Source organism: Embleya sp. NBC_00888, assembly GCF_045207655.1.
Lineage (GTDB): Bacteria > Actinomycetota > Actinomycetes > Streptomycetales > Streptomycetaceae > Embleya.
Genome location: NZ_CP108784.1, coordinates 5,644,583 through 5,667,372, shown reverse-complemented (window position 1 = coordinate 5,667,372; position 22,790 = coordinate 5,644,583). Strand labels below are relative to the sequence as shown.

At 72.3% G+C, this 22,790-nt stretch carries 17 protein-coding genes and 1 pseudogene; 15 read left to right on the top strand and 3 right to left on the bottom strand.

Annotation, left to right across the window (positions count from 1 at the left end):
- The first annotated feature begins 43 nt into the window (after positions 1 to 43).
- From OG948_RS24315 to OG948_RS24270, 10 genes are all read left to right on the top strand, one after another.
- The gene (locus tag OG948_RS24315; protein WP_406298499.1) at positions 44 to 4,669 is read left to right on the top strand and encodes a hypothetical protein; all 4,626 of its coding nucleotides are present in this window, start codon (positions 44 to 46) and stop codon (positions 4,667 to 4,669) included.
- 109 nt (positions 4,670 to 4,778) lie between these two features.
- Positions 4,779 to 5,720 carry a cellulose-binding protein gene (locus tag OG948_RS24310; RefSeq protein WP_020555437.1) on the top strand — a complete coding sequence of 314 codons (942 nt, stop codon included), beginning with the start codon at positions 4,779 to 4,781 and terminating at the stop codon, positions 5,718 to 5,720.
- A 163-nt stretch (positions 5,721 to 5,883) separates the two neighbouring features.
- On the top strand, positions 5,884 to 7,350 hold the full coding sequence (locus OG948_RS24305; protein WP_406298498.1) for an AI-2E family transporter: 1,467 nt from the start codon (positions 5,884 to 5,886) through the stop codon (positions 7,348 to 7,350).
- 160 nt (positions 7,351 to 7,510) lie between these two features.
- Complete coding sequence (locus tag OG948_RS24300; protein ID WP_406298497.1) at positions 7,511 to 8,626, top strand: ABC transporter ATP-binding protein; 1,116 nt, start codon at positions 7,511 to 7,513, stop codon at positions 8,624 to 8,626.
- A gap of 3 nt (positions 8,627 to 8,629) precedes the next feature.
- On the top strand, positions 8,630 to 9,574 hold the full coding sequence (locus tag OG948_RS24295) for an ABC transporter permease (RefSeq protein ID WP_406298496.1): 945 nt from the start codon (positions 8,630 to 8,632) through the stop codon (positions 9,572 to 9,574).
- A 219-nt stretch (positions 9,575 to 9,793) separates the two neighbouring features.
- On the top strand, positions 9,794 to 11,773 hold the full coding sequence (locus tag OG948_RS24290; RefSeq protein ID WP_406298495.1) for an ATP-binding protein: 1,980 nt from the start codon (positions 9,794 to 9,796) through the stop codon (positions 11,771 to 11,773).
- The gene (locus OG948_RS24285) at positions 11,770 to 12,225 is read left to right on the top strand and encodes a roadblock/LC7 domain-containing protein (protein WP_395865946.1); all 456 of its coding nucleotides are present in this window, start codon (positions 11,770 to 11,772) and stop codon (positions 12,223 to 12,225) included. Before OG948_RS24290 ends, OG948_RS24285 begins: the two co-directional genes overlap by 4 nt.
- Positions 12,215 to 12,619 (top strand): DUF742 domain-containing protein, encoded by a 405-nt coding sequence (locus tag OG948_RS24280; RefSeq protein WP_395865948.1) that lies wholly within the window; start codon positions 12,215 to 12,217, stop codon positions 12,617 to 12,619. Before OG948_RS24285 ends, OG948_RS24280 begins: the two co-directional genes overlap by 11 nt.
- Positions 12,620 to 12,659: 40 nt before the next feature.
- Positions 12,660 to 13,253, top strand: a complete 594-nt coding sequence (locus OG948_RS24275; RefSeq protein WP_395866498.1) for a GTP-binding protein — start codon at positions 12,660 to 12,662, stop codon at positions 13,251 to 13,253.
- Positions 13,250 to 13,681, top strand: a complete 432-nt coding sequence (locus tag OG948_RS24270; protein WP_406298494.1) for a hypothetical protein — start codon at positions 13,250 to 13,252, stop codon at positions 13,679 to 13,681. Before OG948_RS24275 ends, OG948_RS24270 begins: the two co-directional genes overlap by 4 nt.
- 159 nt (positions 13,682 to 13,840) lie before the next feature.
- On the opposite strand, the gene nucS is transcribed toward OG948_RS24270, so the two are convergent.
- Positions 13,841 to 14,500: an endonuclease NucS gene (gene nucS / locus OG948_RS24265; RefSeq protein ID WP_395865952.1), complete on the bottom strand. Its 660-nt coding sequence runs from the start codon at positions 14,498 to 14,500 to the stop codon at positions 13,841 to 13,843.
- 397 nt (positions 14,501 to 14,897) lie between these two features.
- On the opposite strand from nucS, the gene OG948_RS24260 reads away from it, so the two are divergent.
- From OG948_RS24260 to OG948_RS24245, 4 genes and pseudogenes are all read left to right on the top strand, one after another.
- The gene (locus tag OG948_RS24260) at positions 14,898 to 15,290 is read left to right on the top strand and encodes an SCO5389 family protein (RefSeq protein WP_406298493.1); all 393 of its coding nucleotides are present in this window, start codon (positions 14,898 to 14,900) and stop codon (positions 15,288 to 15,290) included.
- A gap of 243 nt (positions 15,291 to 15,533) precedes the next feature.
- Complete coding sequence (locus OG948_RS24255; protein ID WP_406298492.1) at positions 15,534 to 17,075, top strand: long-chain-fatty-acid--CoA ligase; 1,542 nt, start codon at positions 15,534 to 15,536, stop codon at positions 17,073 to 17,075.
- A gap of 8 nt (positions 17,076 to 17,083) precedes the next feature.
- A pseudogene (locus tag OG948_RS24250) lies at positions 17,084 to 18,562 on the top strand (aldehyde dehydrogenase family protein).
- A 123-nt stretch (positions 18,563 to 18,685) separates the two neighbouring features.
- Positions 18,686 to 19,138 (top strand): hypothetical protein, encoded by a 453-nt coding sequence (locus OG948_RS24245; RefSeq protein ID WP_406298491.1) that lies wholly within the window; start codon positions 18,686 to 18,688, stop codon positions 19,136 to 19,138.
- Here the strand turns inward: OG948_RS24245 and OG948_RS24240 are convergent.
- The gene (locus OG948_RS24240; RefSeq protein ID WP_406298490.1) at positions 19,122 to 19,421 is read right to left on the bottom strand and encodes a hypothetical protein; all 300 of its coding nucleotides are present in this window, start codon (positions 19,419 to 19,421) and stop codon (positions 19,122 to 19,124) included. The genes OG948_RS24245 and OG948_RS24240 overlap by 17 nt on opposite strands.
- A gap of 178 nt (positions 19,422 to 19,599) precedes the next feature.
- Complete coding sequence (locus tag OG948_RS24235) at positions 19,600 to 21,375, bottom strand: 3-hydroxyacyl-CoA dehydrogenase family protein (RefSeq protein WP_406298489.1); 1,776 nt, start codon at positions 21,373 to 21,375, stop codon at positions 19,600 to 19,602.
- A gap of 375 nt (positions 21,376 to 21,750) precedes the next feature.
- Between OG948_RS24235 and OG948_RS24230 the strand changes: the two genes are divergently transcribed.
- Positions 21,751 to 22,758 (top strand): LLM class flavin-dependent oxidoreductase, encoded by a 1,008-nt coding sequence (locus tag OG948_RS24230; RefSeq protein WP_406298488.1) that lies wholly within the window; start codon positions 21,751 to 21,753, stop codon positions 22,756 to 22,758.
- The last annotated feature ends 32 nt before the right edge of the window (positions 22,759 to 22,790 follow it).

The window sequence follows — 22,790 nt, the reverse complement described above, 5'->3', positions numbered from 1 at the left end:
GGAAACGGCCGATATGCAGTACTGAAACGTACGCGGCCAGGGGATGGAGTGGGACCCCACAGTGCGGGGCTACGACCGCTACCAAGTCGACGAGCACCTCGAAGTACTCGACGACGAGATCAAGCGGCTGAAGAAGGAGCGCGACGACACCGTCGCACACGCGGAGGACCTCGGCTATCAGGTCGAGGTTCTCCGCGCGAAGCTGCATGACCTTCGCCGTCAACTCGCCACGCCCCGATTCGACAGCATCGGCGGCCAGGCCGAGCAGATGCTGCGCAACGCCCAGTTGCAGGCCGACCAGGTCCGCGCGGACGCCGAGCGCGAATTGCAGGAGTCGCGCGCGACCACGCAGCGCCTGCTCCAGGAGGCCGCCGCGCGCTCCGCCCGGCTGGAGGCCGACTGGCAGGCCGAGGTGATGGAGCGCCGCCGGCGCCTGGACGAGGAACTGACCCAGGCCCGCCAGGCCACCGAGGCCCGGGTCAACGAGAACGTCGCGTGGGCCGAGCAGTTGCGCGCGCAGGCCGAGGAGCGCTCGCGCCAACTCGTGGACAACGCCCGCGCCGAGGCCGAGCGGATCGCCGCCGCCGCGCGCGAGCAGGCCGCCGGCACCAGTGAGAGCACCCGCGCCGAGGTCGAATCCCTGCTCTCCCGCGCGCAGGGCGACGCGGACCGGGTGATCGCCGAGGCCAAGGCCCGGGCGAGCGCGGCCGTGGACCAGTCCGACCAGTTGCGCACCGAGACCCGTACCCGCGCGGAGAGCCTGGTCGGCGACGCCCGGGTCGAGGCCGCCCGGATCATCGGCGAAGCACGCTCCGAGGCCGAGCGGGTCACCGGCGAGGCCGGCGCCCGGGCCCAGGGCGCCTCCGAGAACACCGCGAAACTGCTCGAATCCGCCCAGCTGGAGATCGAGCGCCTGCGCGCCGAGGCGGCCGGCGAGGCGGACCGCCGCCAGGCCGAGGCGCAGCGCCTGCTCCAAGGTGCCGAGGCCGAGGCGAGCGAGAAGCTCGGCAAGGCCGCCGGCGAGGCCGAGGCGCACGTGGGCAAGGCCCGCGCCGAGGCGGACAAGCTCACCGCCGAGGCCCGTGCCGCCGCCGAGCGGCTGCGTGCCGAGGCACTCGCCGAGGCCGACCGGCTGCGCGACGAGGCGCGCGCCGAGGCCGAGGCGCTGCGCACGGACACCCGCGCCGAGTTGGACACCGCCCGCGAGGAAACCCTGGCCCGGGTCGACGAGTTGGAGGCCGGGGCGCGCGCGGAGATCGAACGCCGCCGGCAGGAGGTGGACCGACTGCGCGGCGAGGCGCAGCAGTTGCTCACCAACGCCGAGGCCGGCGCCGCCGAGCGCCTGGAGACCGCCGCCCGCGCCGCGGACGACCTGATGGCCAAGTCCCGGTCCGAGGCGGAGCGGGTACAGGGCGAGGCCCGCACCGAGGCGGACGAGTTGCGCGCCCGCGCGCAGGCCGACGCCGAGGCGGTGGAGACGCGCACCCGCGAGTCGAGCGATCGACTCGCGAACGAGGCCCGCGAGTACGCGGAGCAGTTGCGTGCCAAGGCCGCCGAGAGCGCCGAGGAACTGCTGGAGGCGGCCCGCGCCGACACCGGCAAGCTGCGCGAGAAGGCGGTTGCCGACACGCACCGTCTGCGCGAGCTGACCCAGCGCCAACAGGCCGAGGCCGTCGAGGAGTTGCAGCGCGCCCAGGACGAGGCGCAGAACCTGCGCGCCGAGGCCGCGGCAGCCGCCGAGCAATTGCGCGAGGAATCGAGCGCGCAGGCGGCGGAACGGGTCGAGGCGGCCCGCGCCGAGGCCGAGCGGGTATGCACCGAGGCGGCGGAGAACGCCGGCCGCGCGCACGCCGAGGCCGAGGAACTGGTGGCCAAGGCCCGCGCCGAGGCACAGAAGGCCGGCGCCGACGCGTCCCGCGCGGCCGAGGAGCTGATCCGCTCGGCCGAGCGGGCCGCGACCGAGCTTCGCGATCAGGCGGTGGCGCGCGCCGAGGCGATGCGCGCGGAGGCCGAGCGCCAGACCGCCGAACTGCGCACCCGCACCGAGGAACTGCGGGCCCGCGCCGAGCAGTCCGCCACCGACGCGGAGGCCGCGCTGGACCGGGCCCGGGCGGACGCCCAGGCCACCATGGAGCAGGCCCGCGCCGATGCCGGCGCGCGCACCCAGTCCGCCGCGGTCAAGGCCGACGAACTGATCGGCAAGGCCCGCGAGGAGGCCGAGAAGGTCCTCACCGACTCCCGCGAGGAGGCGGACGGCATGCGCTCGGCCGCCCGCCGGGACGCGGCCTCGATGCGCGAGGAGGCGGAGACCGAGTCGCGCACGCTGCGCGAGGTGACCGAGGCCACCGCGCTGGCGGTTCGCGAGGCGGCGGAGAACGCGGCCCGCACACTGCGCGAGGAGAGCACCGAACAGGCCCGCACGCTGGTGGCCGACGCGGACGCGGACGCGACCCGGATGCGCACCGAGGCCGAAACCGCCGCACAGGCGCTGCGCGAGAAGACCACCAATACCGCGCGCTCCGTGCTGGAGCAGGCCGACGCGGAGGCCGAGCGCATGCGCACCGAGGCCGAGACGACCGCCCGGACGCTGCGCGAGGAGACCACCGAGACCGCGCGCTCCGTGCTGGAGCAGGCGCACGCCGAGGCCGAGCGCATGCGCACCGAGGCGGAGGAGGCCGCGCGCACGCTGCGCACCGAGACCGCCGCCACCGTGCGCGCCGCGCTGGACAAGGCCGAGTCGGATGCCGCGCGGGTGCGCGCCGAGGGCGAGGAGACCGCGCTCGGCATCCTCGAGCAGGCCGACGGCGAGGCCCGCACGCTGCGCCAGGAGGCGACCGCCGCACTGGCCGCGGCCAGGTCCGACGCGGACGCGACCCGGACGCAGGGCGAGACCGACGCGGACCGGGCCCGGTCCGAGGCGCAGACCGCCGCCCGGGCGCTGCTGGAGCGGGCCGAACGCGATGCGGAACAGCTCCGCACCGAGGCCGAGACCGCGGCCCGCACACTGCGCACCGAGGCCGCCGAGGCGCTGGACGCCGCGCGTACCGAGGCGCAGCGCCTGCACACCGAGGCGACCGCGACGCTGGCCTCGGCGAATCAGGACGCGGGCACGCTGCGCGAGGAGGCGGCCGGCGCGCTGGCGGAGGCGACGGCGGAGTCCGAGCGCATGCGCAGCGAGGCGGAGACCGCGGCGCTGACCCAGTTGGAGCAGGCCGACACCGACTCCGCCCGGATGCGCGAGGAGGCCGAGGCCGAGGCGACCCGGCTGCGCACCCAGGGCGCGCAGGCGCTGGAGGAGGCCCGCGACGAGGCGGCCGAGCTGCGCGATCGCACCAAGGCGCGGGCGCGCGAGTTGCTGGAGAAGGCCGAGGCGCGCGGCACCGATCTGCTGGAGAGTGCCACCACGCAGGCCCGGCTGGCCAAGGAGGACGCCGCGCGCGCGGTGGCCGAGGCCCAGGCCGAGGCGGAGGCGGTGCGCGCCGCGGTGGTGGGCATCGAGGACGCCGCCCGCGAGGAGTCGGACCGGCTCACCGCGCTCGCCGAACGCGACCTGACCAAGGCCCGCGACGACGCCGAGACCACGCTGGTGCGCGCCCGCGCGGAGGCGGACGCCACGGTCACCGCGGCGCGCAAGCACGCCGAGCGGATGAAGTCCGACTCCGACCGGGAGGCCGAGAAGACCCGAACGGCCGGACGGGAAGCGGCGAACAAGGAGCTGCGCGAGGCCGAGGAGGCCGCGACCGCGCTGCGCGAGCAGGCCCGCGCGGAGCTGGACCGGGCCGCCAACGAGGCCGAGGATCTGCTGATCCGGGCCAAGGGCCGGGCCACCGAGATCGTCGGCGCGGCCGAGCGCAAGGCCGAGCAGCGCGTCAACGAGGCGAACGAGGCGGCGAACCGCCTGATCGCCGAGGCCGAGGCCGAGGACGAACGCCTGCGTGCCGAGGCGACCGCGGTGATAGAGAAGGCGCGCGGGGACTCGGACGCGATGATCAGCGAGACCCGCCGGGACACCACCACCACCCGCGAGCGCTCCGACAAGGAGGCCGAGCAGGTCGTCGAACGTGCCCGCCGGCAGGCCGCGGAGGGCCTGAAGCAGGCCGGCAAGCGGGTCGACGACCTGGTCGCCGCCGCGGAGGAACAGGTGAGCGAGGCCCGCGTGGACGCCGAGAAGATGAAGGTGGTCGCGGCGGAGGAAGCCGAGCGGATTCGTGACAAGGCCGGTTCCGAGGCGGATAGGGTACGGATTGCCGCGGTGAAGAAGGCCGAGGCGTTGCTCTCGGAAGCGGAACAGCGTCTCGCCGACGCCCAGAAGGGCGCGGACGACCTGCGGGCGAAGGTGGCCGAACAGGTGGCCGCCGCCCAGCGGGAGGCGCAGGCGGTTCGTCGCAAGACCGCCGCGGATGCCGAGAAGGTTCTCGACGAGGCGCGGAAGGAGGCGGAGCGACTGCGCACCGAGGCGCGCAAGGACGCCGACCGTCATCGCGCCGACGGACAGCGCAAACTCGACGAGTTGAACCGCAGACGCAAGGACATCACCGCCGAGATGTCGCGTGTGCAGGGCGTGCTGGACGCGCTCGCCGCTCCCGCGGGCCTCGCCTCCGGCAAGGGCAACTCCTCGTCGGGCAAGGGCCCCGCGGCGAAGGGTGCCGGTTCGTCGTCATCCGATTGAGCGATGCCGGCCGGTTCTTATCCCCCGGTCAGGTCGATGCTCCGCCCGATTCGTGCCAGGATTCCACCCGTCACCTCATTCACCGCACCCGTCATACGACAGGAACCCCATGAGCGACACTAACTCTCCGCACGGCTTCGACATCGTCCGCCGTGGGTACGAGCGTTCGCAGGTTGACGACCGCATCACGAAGCTCGTGTCGGACCGTGACAGCGCGCTCGCGAGGATCTCGGCGCTGGAGAAGCGGATCGAGGAACTGCACCTCGAAAGCCAGAACGCGCAGGCCCAACTCGCCGACGCCGAACCCTCCTACGCCGGTCTCGGCGCCCGGGTGGAGAAGATCCTCCGCCTGGCCGAGGAAGAGGCCAAGGACCTGCGCGAGGAAGCCCGCCGCGCCGCCGATCAGCACCGCGAGTTGGCCGAGGCCGCCGCGCAGCAGGTGCGTTCCGACGCCGAGCAGTACGGCAAGGAGCGCAAGGCCAAGGCCGAGGACGAGGGTTCGCGGATCCTCGACAAGGCCAAGAGCGACGCCGCGCAGCTTCGTGGCGAGGCGGCCAAGGACGCGTCGGCCAAGCGCGAGGAGGCCGAGGCCCTCTTCGAGGAGACCCGGGCCAAGGCCGCCCAGGCCGCCGCGGACTTCGAGACCAACCTGGCCAAGCGCCGCGAGCAGTCCGAGCGCGACCTGGCGGCCCGTCAGGCCAAGGCCGAGAAGCGCCTGTCCGAGGTCGAGCACCGGGCCGAGCAACTGCGCCTGGAGGCGGAGAAGCTGCGCACCGACGCCGAGCGTCGTTCGCGGCAGACGATCGAGACGGCGCAGCGCCAGGCCGACGACATCGTCGCCGACGCGCGTGCCAAGGCCGACCGGATCCGCTCGGAGTCCGAGCGCGAACTGGCCGCGCTGACCCACCGTCGGGACAGCATCAACGCGCAGCTCACCAACGTGCGCGAGATGCTGGCGACCCTCACCGGCGCGGCCGTCGCCGCCGCGGGTGTGAGCATCGATGACGACGACGACAAGATGCCGGGTGTGCCGGCGCAGCAGAGCCGCTGATCCTCCCTCGGGGGGCATCGGTACGGGCCGTAGCGGCCGTTTTCGGCGGCCGGGCGGCGGACGGGTTCCACGAGGACCCGCCCGCCGCCCGGCCGCATTTTCATGACGCCATCTCGGGGCGCGCGCCGATCGCGCGCCACGCCGAGTCGGCGGATCCGAACTGGTGGACGAGGGGCAACGGGGCATGGGTCGACTGGGCAACATCTGGCCGCGGCGCAGATCGGGGGCGCCCGCCGGCGGCACCGCCCCGGATCCGGGCGCGGGGGCGGACGGGGCCGCTCCCGACGCGCCGCCCGCGGCCGGTGCGGACGCGGCGGCTCCGGCCGATCCGGGCAAGCCCGGGACCGCGCCCACGACTTCGGCCGACGAACCGGCGCCCGCGCGGGTGCCCGCCCAGGTCGCGTCGGCGCAGCCCGGCTCGGCCGACGGCGGGCCGGGCCCGGCGGCACCGGCCGGCGACGACGCCGGGACCTCCGTACCGGTCCCGGCCGACGCCAAGGACCCGGCGTCCGCTTCGACATCGGCCTCGGGCTCGGGTTCGGGCTCGACCCCGGTCGAGCCGTGGACCGGGATCGGCTCGCGATTCGGCGATCCGGGCCGGCCGCTGCATCGGTCGTCGCCGTTCTACATCGGCTTCATCGGCGGACTCGGGCTGATCACCGCGTGGTTCCTGGCCCAAGCCGTGATGGGCATCCAGCACGTCCTGATCATCATCCTGATCTCGTTCTTCCTGGCCGCGGGCCTGAACCCGTTCGTCGAACGGCTGGAGCGTCGCGGCCTGCCCCGGCGCTGGGCGGTGTGCGCGGTGGCGTTCGGCTTCGTGATCGTGGCCGCGGGCTTCGCCACCGCGATCGCCCAGCCCCTGGTCGAGCAGACCTCGAACCTGATCAACTCGATCCCCGACAGCCTCACCGAGCTGCGCAACAACGAGAGATTCCGCAAGCTCGACGAGAAGTACGACATCGTCACCCGGGCCAAGGACTGGGCGGCCAACGCCAAGACCGCGGAGAACGTGGCGGGCGGGCTCTGGGGCTTCGGCAAGATGGTGCTGACCTCGGTGTTCGACACGCTCACCGTGATCGTGTTGACGCTGTACTTCCTGGGCGCGCTGCCCAGCATCAAGGAGCACCTGTACAACCTGTTCCCGAAGTCGCGCCGACCGCGGGTGCGGCTGCTCGGCGACGAGATCCTGTCGGGCATCGGCGGCTATGTGAACGGCGCCCTGATCGTGGCCAGTTGCGCGGGTCTGTCCTCGTTCGTCTTCCTGATGGTCCTGGGCAACGACTACGCGCTGCCGCTGGCCCTGGTGATCGCGTTCACCGACCTGATCCCGATGATCGGCGCCACCATCGGCGCCGCGGTGGTGTCGATCGTGGTCTTCTTCGACTCCCCCGGCAAGGCGCTCACCTGCGTGATCTTCTTCCTGGCCTATCAGCAGTTCGAGAACTACCTGATCTATCCGCGGGTGATGAACCGCGCGGTGAACGTACCGCCGGCGATCACGGTGATAGCGGCGCTGGTCGGCGGCGCGCTGCTCGGGGTGACCGGGGCATTGCTCGCGATTCCGATCGCGGCCGCCGTACTGCTCATACTTCGCGAAGTGGTCACACCTCGACAGGATCAAGCGTGAGCTTGTCAATCATCCTCGAGGATGACGCTGCGGGACTTCCCTCGAACTCGTGACCCAGCGCGGGCCCGACGCGCGGCGGCCGTGCTCGGCGGCGATTCGGCCTAAGCTCGAACCCTTCACAGACTCATGCACCGAAACCATCCTGGGAGTGCGGCAACAGATGATCGAAGCGAGAGGGCTCACCAAACGCTACGGAAACAAGCTGGCGGTGGATCAGCTTTCCTTCCAGGTGCGTCCGGGCTCGGTGACCGGCTTCCTCGGCCCCAACGGTGCCGGCAAATCGACCACCATGCGGATGATCCTCGGGCTGGACGCGCCGACCGGCGGCAACGTCACGGTCAACGGCCGCCCGTACGACCACGTCCAGGCCCCGCTGCGGGAGATGGGCGCGCTGCTGGACGCCAAGGCGATGCACGGCGGCCGTACCGCGTACAACCACCTGCTGTGCCTCGCGCAGAGCAACGGCATCCCCAATCGCCGGGTGGACGAGGTCTTGGGGATGGTCGGCCTGACGCAGGTCGCCAAGAAGCGCGCGGGCGGCTTCTCGCTCGGCATGGGCCAGCGGCTGGGCATCGCCTCGGCGCTGCTGGGCGATCCCGGCATCCTGATGTTCGACGAGCCGGTCAACGGGCTCGACCCCGAGGGCATCCTGTGGATCCGGAACCTGATGAAGCAGCTCGCTTCCGAGGGTCGCACCGTGTTCGTCTCCAGCCACCTGATGAGCGAGATGGAGGTGACCGCCGACCACCTGATCGTGATCGGCCAGGGGCGGATGATCGCCGACACCTCGATGCGCGACTTCATCGAGACCAACTCGCAGTCCTTCACCGTGGTGCGCTCGCCGCAGGTGGACCGGCTCAAGCCGCTGCTCCAGGGCAAGGGGGCGACGATCACCCCCGACCAGGCGGTGCCCGGTTCGTTCCGCGTGCACGAGCTGCCCCCGACGGTGATCGGTGACCTCGCCGCCGAGCACGGCATCGCGCTGCACGAGTTGTCGCCGCGCTTCGACTCGCTCGAAGAGGTCTACATGCGGATGACCCAGCACAGCGTGGAGTACCGCGCCGGGCTGCCGGGCGGTCCGCCGCCCGGATGGGGTCCGCCCGGGATGGCACCGCCGCCCGGTTATCCACAGCAGGGCGCTCCGCAGTTCGCCGGCCCGGCCGGTTATCCACAGCAGCAGGGTGCGCCCGGCGCACCGTGGGGAGCCCCCGCCGGGGCGCCGCCCGCCGGTGCCCCGTCCCTGTCCAAGCCGCAGTCCAACGGAAGCGAGGGCTGAGCGATGGCGCAGAACACTCCGCCCCCCATGCCGCAGGGCCAACCGCACGTGATGCCGCAGGCGCAGATGGCCGCGCCGCAGCAGACCCAGCAGTTCCCGCCGCCGGGGCAGCAGGCGCAACAGCAGTTCCCGGCGCCCGGGCACCAGGCGCCCTACCCGCCGGTCGGGCAGTCGCAGGTCGGCGGTCAGGTGGGCGGCGGCAACGCGGGCTTCGGCCGGGTGCTGCTGTCCGAGTGGACCAAGATCCGCACGGTCCGCTCGACCATGTGGACGCTGGTCGTGATGGTGCTGCTCATCCTCGGCCTGGGTGTGCTGCTCGCCGGCACGGTCAGTCCGGACGCCGACGACGACTACGTGAGCATCGCGCTGATCGGCGTGATCGTCGCGCAACTCGCCGCCGCGACGCTGGGTGTGCTGACCATCTCCGCCGAGTACACGACCGGCATGATCCGCACCACGCTGACCGCGTACCCGCGCCGGCTCCAGGTGCTGGTGGCCAAGGGTGTGGTCTTCGCCGGCCTGATGTTCGTGGTCGGCGTGATCACGATGGGCGTGACCGCCGTGCTCGGCAAGGCGATGCTCACCTCGCGGATCGGTGACTCCACCGCCGAGGTGGACCTGTTCCGCAGTGTCGTCGGCGGTTCGCTCTACCTGGCCGTGATCGGTCTGTTCGGGCTGGGCCTGGGCGTGCTGCTGCGGCACTCGGCGGGCGCGATCACCGCGTTGATGGGCGCCATCCTGCTGCCGATGATCATCGGCCCGTTCCTGCCGCATTCGGTCGGCGAGAAGGTCATGGAGTACTCGCCGATGTTCGCGCTGGGCAAGCTGATCGGCGGTGGTGGCGACAACGGCGGTCCGGGTCCGTGGCCCTCGCTGTTGCTGATCGCGGCGTACGCGGCGCTCGCGCTGATCGCGGGCGGGGTACGGATGCGTTCGCGCGACGTGTGACCCGTCCGGTCCGGCGGTTCGCCTGACCATTCGTCAAAAATGTTGGTCCGCATACCGAAAAGGTCTCGCTCGACAGTCGTCGGGCGGGGCCTTTCGGCCGTTTTCGGGGCGACTCGCGCAAGCACGGAAGATACATCCAGAGATAGTCCGACGATATGCTCACGTCCCATGTATGGGCAGGGGGATCCAGGAACACCCAACGCAGCGGACGCGGCATCTGTGCGCGTTCCCGCTCCCGTTCACCAGAGCCGGCGCTCCGGGGGCGGACTGGCGGCCGGGCTCGGTTCCGCGGCGGCCGTCTTCGCGTTGGCGGGGATCGCCACCGCCGTCGTCCTGCTGGGCAACTCCGAGACGGTGTGGGAGTCGGTGCTCGCGGGCACGCTGCTCACCACCGCCGTCGCGCTGTCCTCGATCGCCGCGTGGTTGCGCCATCGGGTCTCCGAGCGGCGGATCGCCCGACTCCGTGAGCTGACCGTGCGTCAAGCCGCGGAGAGCGCCCGGCTGGAGGCCGAACGCGCCCGGCTGGAAGCCGAACACGACGAGCTGTTGCGCGGCCGCGCGGCGCTCGCCGACGAGGAGACCCTGATGCGCGGCCGGGTGCACGACGTGTTCGTGAACCTGTCGATGCGCACACTGACCCTGGTCGAACGGCAGTTGGACCTGATCGAGAAGCTCGAACACGGCGAGGACGAGCCCCAGCGGCTCCAGGACCTGTTCCGACTCGACCACCTCGCCACCCGGATGCGCCGCAACAGCGAGAACCTGCTCGTGCTCGCGGACGCGGACGAACGGCGCGGCCGGCGCCCACCCATCCCGCTGCTCGACGTGGTCCGCGCCGGCGTCTCCGAGATCGAGCGCTACGAGCGGATCGACGTCGGCCACGTACCGCGCGCCGACGTGCTCGGGCGCACCGCCGACGACGTCGGCCACCTGCTCGCCGAACTCCTGGAGAACGCCGCCGCGTACTCGGCCCCCGAGTCCCGGGTGGAGATCGGCGGTTGGACGCTGGAGAACGGCGAGGTCGTGTTGTCGGTGGACGACAACGGGATCGGCGTACCGGCGGACCGGCTCACCGAGTTGAACTCGCAGATCGAGAAGGACAGCGCCGAGGAGGAGGCCGCCAGTGGCGGCGGCCTGGGCGTGTTCGTGGTCGGCCGGCTGGCCCGCCGACACGGGATCAGGGTGCAACTGCGCCCGCGCCCGCAGGGCGGCCTGAGCGCGGTCGTGGTGATCCCCGCCGCGGCCTTCCACGGGCAGGGCCCCTCCCCCGCCGAGTTCTCCGCCGAGCGCGACCGGGAGCAGGAGCGCGAGCGGGACCGGATGGCCATCCCGGGCGTGGCCCCCGGCGCGCGGGCGATCCCGCCGGGCGCGGCCCGACTGGCGCTGCCGGCGGCCCGACCGGTCGGCGCGAGCCCCGCGCCCGCCGTCGCGATCGAGGCCGCGGCGACCCGGGTCACGCCCGCGTCGCGCGGTCCGGTGGTGCCGCGCGAGGACGCCGCGCCGCCGGCCCGGACACCGAAGGGGCTGCCCAAGCGCACGCCGGCGGCCAACCCCGAGCCGGGGCCGGACGAGGCGGCGGCGAAACTGGTCGCGCCGGGTGCGCTGTTCCCGGCGGTCGAGGCGGTGATGGACGAGGACGGCGCCGAGGCGCCGCCGACCGGCACACCCCCGAAGGCCGCTGCGAACGGCTCGCGCGGCTCGGATGCCTCGAACCCTTCCGCCGCTTCGAACGGTTCGACCACGCCGGCCGCGTCGACTGCCTCGACCACGTCGGCTGCCTCGACCGCTTCCGCCGCCGCGAATGCCCGGGACGTGCCGCGGGTCGCGCCGCCCGCCCGCCGTACCGCGGCCGCCAAACCGCAGGCGCGGTCGGCCGCGCCCGCGAAGCCGCAGGCGGCCGCGAGCGGGGACGGAACGGGGCCCGCCGTCTCCTCGGTCGGCCGGACCCGGCGCGGGCTGCCCAAGCGCCTCGTGGCGGGCGACAACAGCGGTGCGATGCGCATCGTGCCCCCCGCGGAGGCGTCCCGGGACACCGGTACGCTCTCCGCCGCCGAACTGCGCAGGCAACTGACAGGCTTTCAGGAAGGTCTGGAGGCGGCCCGCCGGGAGGGCGACGCGACCGATCCGGTCGGGTCGTCCGACGAAGAACCCACCTTCCCGCCGGACGCGCGGGAGGAGACAGGAGGTGGAGACCGGTGACCGGGTCGAATGGCACCACGGCACGCGATGTCGACTGGCTGGTGGCCGGCCTCGCCGGGGATGTCCCGGGGGTCCGCGAGGTCGTCCTGGTCTCCTCCGACGGCCTGATGCTGGCCAGCGCGCGCGGCCCGGACGCGGCCGCCGCGGCGGAGGACGCCGAGGAACAGCTCGGCGCGATCGTCAGCGGCCTGGTGGCCCTGGCCGAGGGCACCTCGCGCGTGCTCGACATGGGCGCGGTCCGCCAGGAGATCGTCACGATGGCCGAGGGCTACGTCGTGGCGATGTCGATCAGCGACGGCTCCTGTCTGGGCGTGCACGCGGGCGGGTCCGCCGACCTCGGCGTGATCGCCTATCAGATGACCTCGTTCGTACGGCGCGCCGGCCACGTCCTGACGCCGGCCCTGCGCGCACAGATGCACCAGGACCGTGGAGGTGGTCGCGTTGGCTCCTGACGGCGGTTTTTCCGACTACGACACCGAGCGGGGATATCCGACCAGACCCGAACCGGGCGGTCGCACCTCGCGGGTACGCCCGTACACGCTGACCCGAGGCCGTACCCGTTACGGCCACGTACTGCTGGTGGAGACGCTGGTCACCACCCTGGACTGTCCGCAGGACGGCACGGGCGACATGCCCGAGGTCGCCAGGATCGTGCACCTGTGCCGAGGGGTGCGCTCGGTGGCCGAGGTGGCCGCGATCCTGCACATGCCGCTCGGCGTGGTCCGGGTCCTGATCAGCGACCTGGCCTCGCAGGGCCGAATCAGCGTGTACCAGGCCGAGCACGAGGCCGGCCGCCCCGATCGCGCGCTGCTGGAGAGGGTGCTCGGTGGACTACGCAAAATTTGATCTGGGTGGGACCGGCGGGCTCGGCGACGAGGTCCCGGCCATCCCGCTGCCCGCGGCCGGCGCCGGTGGTCGACGGATCGGCGAGGGACCGCCGATCACCTCGACGAAGATCGTCGTCGCGGGCGGCTTCGGGGTCGGCAAGACCACGCTGGTCGCGGCCGTCTCGGAGATCCCGCCGCTGACCACCGAATCGGTCATGACGGTGCTCAGCGAGGACGTCGACGACCTGTCCGGCCTGCCGGAGAAGCGCACCACCACGGTCGCGATGGACTTCGGCCGGATCACCCTGGAAAGCGACCTGGTGCTCTACCTGTTCGGCACCCCGGGGCAGAACCGGTTCTGGTTCATGTGGGACGACCTGGTGCGCGGCGCGGTGGGCGCGATCGTCCTGGTGGACACCCGGCGCCTGGAGGACAGCTTCCCGGCGGTGGACTACTTCGAGCGTTCGGGCATCCCGTTCGTGGTCGCGGTCAACCTGTTCGACGACGCGCCGCGCTATCCGGAGGAGGACCTGCGCGACGCGCTGTCGATCAGCCCGCGCACGCCGATGACCGAATGCGACGCGCGGGTGCGGGAAAGCGCGGTGGACGCCCTGGCCGAATTGGTCGTGCACGCGCTGGACCTCACGCCGTGAGGACGGACGGCGTCCTGGAACCCGTGGGCGACGTCACCGTGCGTGCGATCGGCCACGTGTCCGGCCCGCGGGTGGAACTCGTGGACGACCACTGGGGGAACGTGTCCTCGGTGATCCGCCTGGACGCCGGGCGGTTCGGCCCGGAAGCGCTCGCCGGCCTGGACGCGTTCTCCCACCTGGAGGTGGTCTTCCACTTCCACCGGGTGCCGGCCGAGGCGATCGAAACCGGCGCCCGCCGCCCACGCGGCAACCCGGACCGGCCCCTGGTCGGCATCCTCACCCCGGGAGTCCTCGCCGGCCTGCTCACCCGCACCCTGCTCCGCCCGGGTGTGGACCGGGCGGCGGTCCTGCGCACCGCCCTGTCCGAAGCCCGCGAACAACTGGGCACCCGACGGGATCTGCGCCGGCAACGAGCCGCCCGCCCATGACCCGGGACGCCCCGCGGCCACCGCCCATCCGCGATCGGGGCGGGGCAGGGTCCGCTCCGACACCCGAGTCGAGCCGCCCGCGCGCGGTTCCACCCCGGCGGAAGTTCGGCGCCGGGACCGGTCCCCGGGTGCCGAGGATCGGTCCCGGCGCCGAACCGGTCAGAACAGCTTCAGTTTGTCGTCCTCGGTGCCGCGTAGGGCGTTGTAGTCCAAGGTGACGCAGGTGATGCCCCGGTCGACCGCGAGCACGCGGGCCTGGGGCTTGATCTCCTGAGCGGCGAAGACGCCCTTGACCGGGGCGATCAGGGTGTCGCGGTTGAGCAGTTCGAGGTAGCGGGTGAGTTGTTCGACGCCGTCGATCTCGCCTCGGCGCTTGATCTCGACCGCGACGGTGGTGCCGTCCGCGTCTCGGCACAGGATGTCGACCGGGCCGATCGGGGTGGGGTACTCGCGGCGGATCAGGGTCCAGCCGGCGCCCAGCGCGTCGAGCCGATCGGCCAGCAGCTCCTGGAGGTGGGCCTCGACGCCGTCCTTGACCAGGCCGGGGTCCACGCCCAGTTCGTGCGACGTGTCGTGCAGTACTTCCTCGATCGTGATGATCAGCTTCTCGCCGGCCTTGTTGATCACCGTCCACACGCCGTCGCCCTCCTTGAGGGTGCACGGCGGACTCATCCAGTTCAGCGGCTTGTACGCGCGGTCGTCGGCGTGGATGGACACGCTCCCGTCCCGCTTGACGAGGATGAGCCTGGGGGCGGACGGCAGGTGGGCGGTGAGTCGCCCGACGTAGTCCACGGAGCAATGGGCGATGACGAGACGCATGCCCCGACGCTACCGCCTTCGCGACCCCTGCCTCGGCCATCCCCTTACCGGCGCCTCGACCCGTGTGACGCACGTCATGGCGGCGCCCGGTGCCGTCCGGCCGGGACCGAAGCCCGCCTTCGGCTCGCGGATCCGCCCGTACGAACCGCCGGGTACGGCCCCGGACCGGGCCGGAGGTACGGCCGGGCGGTCGCGCGTTCCGTGGTCGTGTTCACCGACCGTTCGCTATGGAGCAACGTGTGCCCGATGTCCTACGGTGAGTCAGGAGACGGTGCGGGCCGCGCGGATGGGCGTTCGGGGCGTGTCGTGATCGGAGCATGGGCGCCACCTGCTACGTACCGGACACGACCCGTACCGCCGGGCGAACTTGCGTACGTCCCGGCCGGAAGGAGCACCGATGTCGCTCGATGTGCCTCCGAAGTTGTTGGAACAGGCCGAACGCGGTGACGTGGACGAGGCCGAGTTTGTCGACTGCGTGCGCACCTCGCTGCCCTATGCCTGGCATCTCGTTTCCTCGTTGGCGACGCAACTCCGGGTGGATGGCGGTCCGTTCGCCGACAACCAGGTGCCGCCCGCCACCGAGACCGAGCGCGGGCAACTGCTTCGCGCGCTGGCCTCGGACGCGATTCGCGGCTCGATGGAACGGCATTTCGGGGTCAAGCTCGCGTTCCAGAACTGCCACCGGGTCGCGGTCTTCCCGGTCGAGGGCCTGGACGCGGACCGGTACGCCAAGTTCACCTCGATCCGGGGCCAACTGCTCAACCAGTCGCCGACGCTGCGCGACTGCTGACAGCGCTTCGGAAGCCTTCGGCGGCGCGGGCGGGCCTGACGGCGTGCCCGCGCCTCCGCGTACCCGGCTCCCCCGCGCACGCGCCCCGGACCCCCGATCCGGCCCGCGGATACCCGCGCACCCGCTCGCCCGCGCCCCGCGCAAATCGCACCGCACCGCCGCGTCATGCCGCCCACATGCGCGTCACGCCGCACCGCCCGCACCCACGCACCCCTCCCTCCCCTCCCACGCGAGGAGCAGTCCATGGGCATCACCCAGCCATTGCACCGATGGGCCCAGCAGACCCCGGAGCGCAAGGCCGTGATCGACGGCGGCACGGGCACCACGTTCCACGAACTGCGCGAGCGCGTCGCCAAGGTCGCCGGCGCGCTGCGCGGTCTGGGCGTCGGTGCCGACGACCGGGTCGCGATCCTGGCCCTGAACTCGTCCCGCTACCTCGAGTGTCTGAGCGCGATCCCGTGGGCCGGCGGCGTGCTGAACCCGGTGAACATCCGCTGGAGCGCGGCCGAGATCGCCTTCTCCCTGGACGACTCGCAGACCTGCGTACTGTTCGTCGACGACACCTTCGCCCCCCTCGTGCCCGCGTTGCGCGCCGCCTCGTCGAGCGTGCGCGAGGTCGTGCACATGGGCACCGCGCCGACCGGGCCCGGGACGCACGACTACGAGGAGTTGCTGGCGGCGGCCGAGCCGATCCCGGACGCGAACCGCGGCGGCGACGACCTCGCCGGGGTCTTCTACACCGGCGGGACCACCGGATTCCCCAAGGGCGTGATGCTCTCCCACGACAACCTGCTCGCGTCCGCGATGGGCGGCCTGGTCGCCACCGCCGCCTTCCGGATCGTGCCGGACGCGCGCGTGCTGCACGCCGCGCCGCTGTTCCACATCGCCGGGTTCGGGGTGTCGCTGATGACCTCGATCGTCGGGATCCCCCAGGTGGTACTGCCGTTCTTCGAGCCCGAGCAGGTCGCCGCGACCATCCGACGGGAGCGGATCACCGAGGTCTTCCTGGCCCCGACGATGCTGCAAATGGTGCTGGAACACCCGAGGTTCGCCGAGTACGACGTGTCCTCGCTGCGGCTGCTCACCTACGGTGCGTCGCCGATCACCGCCGCGCTGCTGGAGCGAGTGCTCAAGGCGCTGCCCGGCACCGCCCTGGTCCAGGCCTACGGTCAGACCGAACTCTCGCCGCTGGCGACGCTGTTGATGCCGCAGGACCACCTGGACGCGGACCCGATACGGCTGCGCTCGGCGGGTCGGCCGTGCCACCACGCCGAGGTACGGATCCTGGGCTCCGACGGGCGCGAGGCGGCGCGCGGCGACGTCGGCGAGATCGTCTCGCGCGGGGACCACGTGATGCTCGGCTACTGGAACCGGCCCGACGAGAGCGCACAGGCGCTGCGCGACGGCTGGATGCACACCGGCGACCTGGGGTTCATGGACACCGACGGCTACGTCACCGTGGTCGACCGGCTCAAGGACATGATCGTCACCGGCGCGGAGAACGTGTACAGCGCCGAGGTGGAGAACGCGGTCAACGCGCACCCCGACATCGCCGGCTGCGCGGTGATCGGCCTGCCCGATCCAACCTGGGGCGAGCGGGTACACGCCGTCGTGGTCCTGCACCCGGATCGCGAGCTGACCGCCGAGCAGGTCCGCGCCCACGTCAAGACCTTGATCGCCGGCTACAAGGCGCCCAGGAGCGTCGAGTTCGTCGACGCGCTGCCGCTGACCGCGGCCGGCAAGGTGCGCAAGTCCGTGCTGCGAGAGAGGACGAACCGGGCGTGAACCCGACCATGCAGACCTTCGCTTCGCTCGACCCGGCCACCGGCAAGGAGTTGGCCCGCTACCCGATCCACGACGCCGAGCACGTGCGCGAGGCGGTGGCCCGAGCCCGGGTCGGCGGCGCCTGGTGGGCCGGGCTCGCGCCCGTCGAGCGGCGCCGCCGGATGCGCGCGTGGGCGGCCGAACTCGTGTGCACCCGGCACGCGTTGGGGTCGCTGGTGCACGACGAGAACGGCAAACCGCAGGACGACGCGTTCCTGTAACTGCTCCTGGGCCTGGAGCACATCAACTGAGCCTCGGCACACGCGGCCCCCGTGCTGCGCCGCCGCCGCGTACCGAGCGGCCTGGCGATGGTCAACCACGCGGCGTACGTGGAGTACCGGCCGTTCGGCCTGGTCGGCGTGATCGGCCCGTGGAACCACCCGGTGTTCACCCCGCTGGGCTCGATCGCGTACGCGCCGGCGGCGGGCAACGCGGTGCTGTTCAAGCCGAGCGAGTACACCCCGGGCGTGGGCGTGTTCCTGGCCGACGCGTTCGCCCGGGCCAACCCGGACGCGATGTCGGGGGTGTTCGAGGTGATCGCCGGCGACGGCTCCACCGGCGCCGCGCTGTGCGCGGCCGGCGTGGACAAGCCGGCCTTCACCGGCTCGGCCGCCACCGGGCGCGAGGTGATGGCCGCGTGCGCGCGGACCCTGACGCCCGTACTGATGGAGTGCGGCGGCAAGGACGCGCTGATCGTCGGCGCGGGCGCCGACCTCGGACAGGCCGCCGAGGCCACCTTGTGGGGCGCGCTGTCCAACGCCGGGCAGACCTGCGTGGGCATCGAACGGGTCTTCGTCGAGCGCTCGATCAAGACCGAGTTCCTGAACCGGCTCCGGGCCGGGATCGCCGACCTGGTCCCGGCCGACGAACCGGGCGCGGCGTACGGCCCGATGACCATGCCGGCCCAGGTCGAGGTGGTACGCCGGCATCTCGACGAGGCGATCGCCGGCGGCGCGACGGCGGTGGTGGGTGGGGTCGGCGCGATCCGGCCGCCGTACATCGACCCGGTCGTGCTCGTGGACGCGCCGGACGACAGCGGCGCGGCCTGCGAGGAGACGTTCGGCCCGGTGATCTCGGTACGCACCGTCGAGGACCTGGACGAGGCGGTCCGCCTGGCCAACGGCACCGGCTACGGTCTGGGCGCGTCGGTGTTCGCCCGGACCGGGCGGCTGGGCATGCGGATCGCCCGGCGACTGCGCACCGGGATGGTGTCGGTGGACGCGGTGATCGCCTTCGCGGGCATCCCGGCGCTGCCGTTCGGCGGGGTCGGCGAGAGCGGTTTCGGACGCGTCCACGGCGCGGACGGGCTGCGCGAGTTCGCCCGCCCGCAGGCGATCACCCGGCGCCTGTTCAGGACGCCGCTGGAACCCACGTCGTTCGCCCGCACCCAGGGCACCATGAGGCTGCTCGACCGCTACGTCTCGCTGCGCTTCGGGCGACGCGGCTGAGCGGACCCACCGACCCGGCGCCCGGGACCGGCGCCGGGTCGACGCCTCACGCCCGGCCGGCGCCCCCACCGGACTCGAACGGACTCTCGACAAACCCGCGCCCAGCGGGCACGATCGCGGCTTATGACGGTGACCCGGGGGATCGTGACGTACGCGGCGGTCGTGACATTGACCTTCGAGGCGGTGGCCGCGGTCGTCGGCTGTGGCGTGGTCGCGCCGATCGTGCTCATGAACGCGCTGTCGGACCGGTACGCGAGCAAGGGGACCGCGGCCGGCGCCCTCGGGGCCGCCTTCTTCGTGCTGCTCGGCCTGGTGATCGTGATCTGGTCGGTCTGGGCGGTGAACAACCTGCGGGATCGGCTGCACACCGGATCGTCCTCCCGGGTCGGCCTGATCGGCGCGGCCGGTCTGCATGTGGCGAGCTCGGCGGTCGCGCTGATCTTCCCGATCGTGCTCGCGGTGACCCTGCCGGCCCTGGCGCTGCTGCTCGCGGCGACGCTGGCGACCCGCCCCCGGCGCCCGGCCGGTCGACGGATGGCCACGGGTCGGGACGGGGCCTCTACCGTCGCCGGGTGATCCGCCGGTGCCCGCGGCTGTTCCAGCACGGGCGATGCCAGTGCCGGCGCTCCTCGACCCGGCCGTCCGCGGACCACGCGACCAGGTGCGGCACGCCCGGCGCGATCTCGTGGTCGCATCCGGGGCAACGGTAGGTCTTGGTCGCGGCCTGACCGCTGATCGGTCGCACCAGCCAATCCCCGTCCATCCCCGACTCGCGCTCCTCGAAGCCGAGGCTGGGGTCGCGGGGTTCGTCCCGGTCGGCGGACCGGGAGCGGCTGGTGGGCTTGTTACGACGCGGCACACAAAAAGGGTACGGGTGCACGCGGCGCGTGCACCCGTACCCCTCTCGTACTACTTACTCCCGTCCGACCGCGACCGGTCCGGCGGCATCGCCCCGGCCCACAACTCTTCGGCCCACAACTCTTCGGCCCGTGACGCTTCTGCCCGTAACGCTTCGGCCCGCATCGCTCCGGCCCGCGCTACCGCTTCGCGTAGTCCCGGAAACCGCGCCCGGTCTTGCGGCCGAGGTAGCCCGCGGTCACCAGGTGCTCCAGCAGCGGCACCGGCGACCAGCCGGGCTCGCGGAACTCGGCGAACAGCACCCTCTGGATCGCCAGCGAGACGTCCAGCCCGACCACGTCGAGCAGTTCGAACGGACCCATCGGGTAGCCCGCGCCCAGCTTGATCGCGGTGTCGATGTCCTCGGCCGTGGCGTAGTTGGCCTGGAGCATGCGCGCCGCGTCGTTCAGGTACGGGAACAGCAGCGCGTTGACGATGAAGCCGGCCCGGTCGCCGCAGTCCACCGCGTGCTTCCTCGTGCGGCGACAGACCTCGTGGACGGTGGCCACCACGTCGTCCGTGGTGGCGACCGTACGCACCACCTCGACCAGCTTCATCACCGGCGCGGGGTTGAAGAAGTGCATGCCGACCACGTCGCCGGGGCGCGAGGTGGCCACCGCGCAGTCGATCACCGGCAGCGAGGAGGTGGTGGTCGCGAGGATCGCGCCGGGCTTGCAGATCTCGTCGAAGTTCTCGAACAGGGCCTGCTTGACCGACAGTTCCTCGACCACCGCCTCCACGACCAGGTCCGCGAAGGCGAGGTCGTCGAGCCGGGTCGAGCCGGTCACCCGGGCCAGCGCGTCGGCCTTGGCCTCCTCGGTCAGCCGGCCGCGCTGGATCTGCTTGTCCAGCGAGCGGATCAGCGCCGTGCGCACGCGCTCGACCTTCTCCTCGCTGCGCGCGACGTAGACCACGTCGTAGCCGGACTTGGCGAACACCTCGACGATGCCGGTGGCCATCGTCCCGGTGCCCACCACGCCCACCGCGCGCACGTCGCGCGGCGTGCCGGCGACCGCGCCGGTCTCGCCGGCCTCGGCCACCACGACCGGCGAGCCGGCCTGCTCGTAGGTGTAGAAGCCGCGACCGCTCTTGCGCCCGAGCAGGCCCGCGGTACGCATCTGCTTGAGGATCGGCGCGGGCGCGTGCAGGCGATCGCGCGACTGGCGATACATCTGCTCCAGGATCTCGTACGCGGTGTCGATCCCGACCAGGTCGAGCACCGCGAGCGGGCCCATCGGCAGACCGCAGCCGAAGCGCATCGCCGCGTCGATGTCCTCACGCGTGGCGTACTTCTGCTCGTACATCGACGCCGCGTGGTTGAGGTACGCGAACAGCAGCCCGTTGGCGATGAAGCCGGCCCGGTCGCCGGCGACCACCGGCGACTTGCCCAGCCGCTCGGCGAGCGCGACCACGTCGGCGAGCACCTCGGGTTCGGTGACCACCGTGCGGACGACCTCGACCAGCTTCATCACCGGCGCGGGGTTGAAGAAGTGCAGCCCCACGACGCGCGAGGAACGTGTGGTGGACACCGAGAGCTCGGTGACCGACAGCGAGGAGGTGTTGGTGGCCAGGATGGTGTCCGGGCCGCAGATCTTGTCGAGCCGGGCGAAAAGCTCCTGCTTCTGCTCGAGCTGCTCGGGTATCGCCTCCAGGACGAGATCCGCCGCGGCGACCGAGTTCAGGTCGGTGCCGAGGGTGATGCGATCGAAGATGTCTCGCTGCTGGTCCTCGGTCAGCTTCCCGCGCGCCGCGGCGCGGGCGGTCGACTCGGCGATCCGGGCCCGGCCACGCGCGATGGCCTCGTCGGAGACGTCCACGGCCACGACGGTGAGTCCCGCCCGGGCCAGGACCTCGACGATGCCGGCGCCCATGGTGCCCAGGCCGACCACGCCGACCGTGCTGATGTCACGGGTCATCTGCTGTGCTCCTCGCTGCTGAAATGGCGTCTCCCTACCGGGAGTACGCCTTGGTTACTGCGAAGTAGTACCGCGGGGTTTCAGGAGTATGGCAGCCCCTGTCGGACAGGCACAGACCGGCGGGATGTGCCGTTCGCCTCGATCCGTCCCGAATATGTGTTCGGGTGGGTGATCAAGCGTTCCCGTCGCCGACCACACGATGGCGCCGCCTGTCCGATAACCGCCCGGCCGGGTGGAAAACCATCACAGGTGAAGGATTACCTCCGAAGGCCTTCAAGCGTTGTCTTGTCTGTGGGCGCCCTGTCCCCACGTCCCGCTCCGCCCACCGCCGGTCCCGCCCGGCCGGGCCGACGGGGTCACGACGAGGAGGACGCGATGAAGTTGGGCATCTTCCTGCTGGCGGCACAGTTCGACGCGGGCGATCACGGTGGCGTGCTCACCGCTGCCATGGACGCGGGAATCGCCGCGGAGGAGGCCGGGTTCGACGAGGCGTGGATCGCCGAACACCATTTCGTGCCGTACGGGTTGTGCCCGTCGGCGGTCACGTTCGCCTCCATGCTACTGGGGCGTACCCATCGAATCGGGGTGGGTACGGCGATCAGTGTGCTTTCCGACCAGCACCCGGTCGCTCTCGGTGAGCAGGCCGCCCTGCTGGACCAGCTCTCCGGGGGGCGTTTCACGCTCGGTGTCGGGCGCGGTGGCCCGTGGGTGGACCTGGAGGTCTTCGGCACCGGCCTGCGGCGGTACGACGAGGCCTTCCCGGAGTCACTGGACCTGCTGATGCGCTGGCTCACCCACCCGAGGGTGGGCGCGGAGGGCGAACACTTCGCGTTCCGCAAGGTGCCGGTGGTACCGCGCCCGCGCACCTACCCACACCCGCCGGTGATCGTCGCCTGCACCTCGCCCGCGAGCGCCTCGCTCGCCGCCCGCCACGGCCTGCCGATGCTCCTGGGCATGCACGCCGACGACGAGGAGAAGGCCGCGATGGTCCGCACCTATGAGTGCGCCGCGTCCGCGTGCGGCCGCGACCCCAAGGCGGTCGAGCACGCCGCCGCGAGCGTCGCCTACGTCGCGGACACCCGCCGCGAGGCCACCGAGACCCTGCGCGGCGCGATGCCGAGGTGGCTGCGCCGGGGCCTGTCGGCGCACGTGACGGTGGACGACCGGCAACGCCGCATGCGCGACCCGGCGGAATACACCGACTTCCTGTGCCGCATCCACCCGGTCGGCTCCCCGACCGACTGCGTCCGCCGCCTCTCCCACACCGCGGAACGCACGGGCATCACCCGTTTCCTGCTGTTCACCGAGGGCGGGGGCGCGGCATCGACGACATTGGAGAACGTGAAGCGGCTGGGGAAGGAAGTACTGCCGGCGCTGCGGTGATGCCGCCGGGCGCCGGGCCCCGGCGCCCGGGA

Coding starts and splice junctions, on each gene's coding strand:
- OG948_RS24235 (WP_406298489.1), bottom strand. CDS start 21,375: ATGACCCGTGACATCAGCACGGTCGGCGTGGTCGGCCTGGGCACCATG.
- OG948_RS24315 (WP_406298499.1), top strand. CDS start 44: ATGGAGTGGGACCCCACAGTGCGGGGCTACGACCGCTACCAAGTCGAC.
- OG948_RS24295 (WP_406298496.1), top strand. CDS start 8,630: ATGGCGCAGAACACTCCGCCCCCCATGCCGCAGGGCCAACCGCACGTG.
- OG948_RS24300 (WP_406298497.1), top strand. CDS start 7,511: ATGATCGAAGCGAGAGGGCTCACCAAACGCTACGGAAACAAGCTGGCG.
- OG948_RS24310 (WP_020555437.1), top strand. CDS start 4,779: ATGAGCGACACTAACTCTCCGCACGGCTTCGACATCGTCCGCCGTGGG.
- OG948_RS24245 (WP_406298491.1), top strand. CDS start 18,686: ATGACGGTGACCCGGGGGATCGTGACGTACGCGGCGGTCGTGACATTG.
- nucS (WP_395865952.1), bottom strand. CDS start 14,500: ATGCGTCTCGTCATCGCCCATTGCTCCGTGGACTACGTCGGGCGACTC.
- OG948_RS24255 (WP_406298492.1), top strand. CDS start 15,534: ATGGGCATCACCCAGCCATTGCACCGATGGGCCCAGCAGACCCCGGAG.
- OG948_RS24260 (WP_406298493.1), top strand. CDS start 14,898: ATGTCGCTCGATGTGCCTCCGAAGTTGTTGGAACAGGCCGAACGCGGT.
- OG948_RS24230 (WP_406298488.1), top strand. CDS start 21,751: ATGAAGTTGGGCATCTTCCTGCTGGCGGCACAGTTCGACGCGGGCGAT.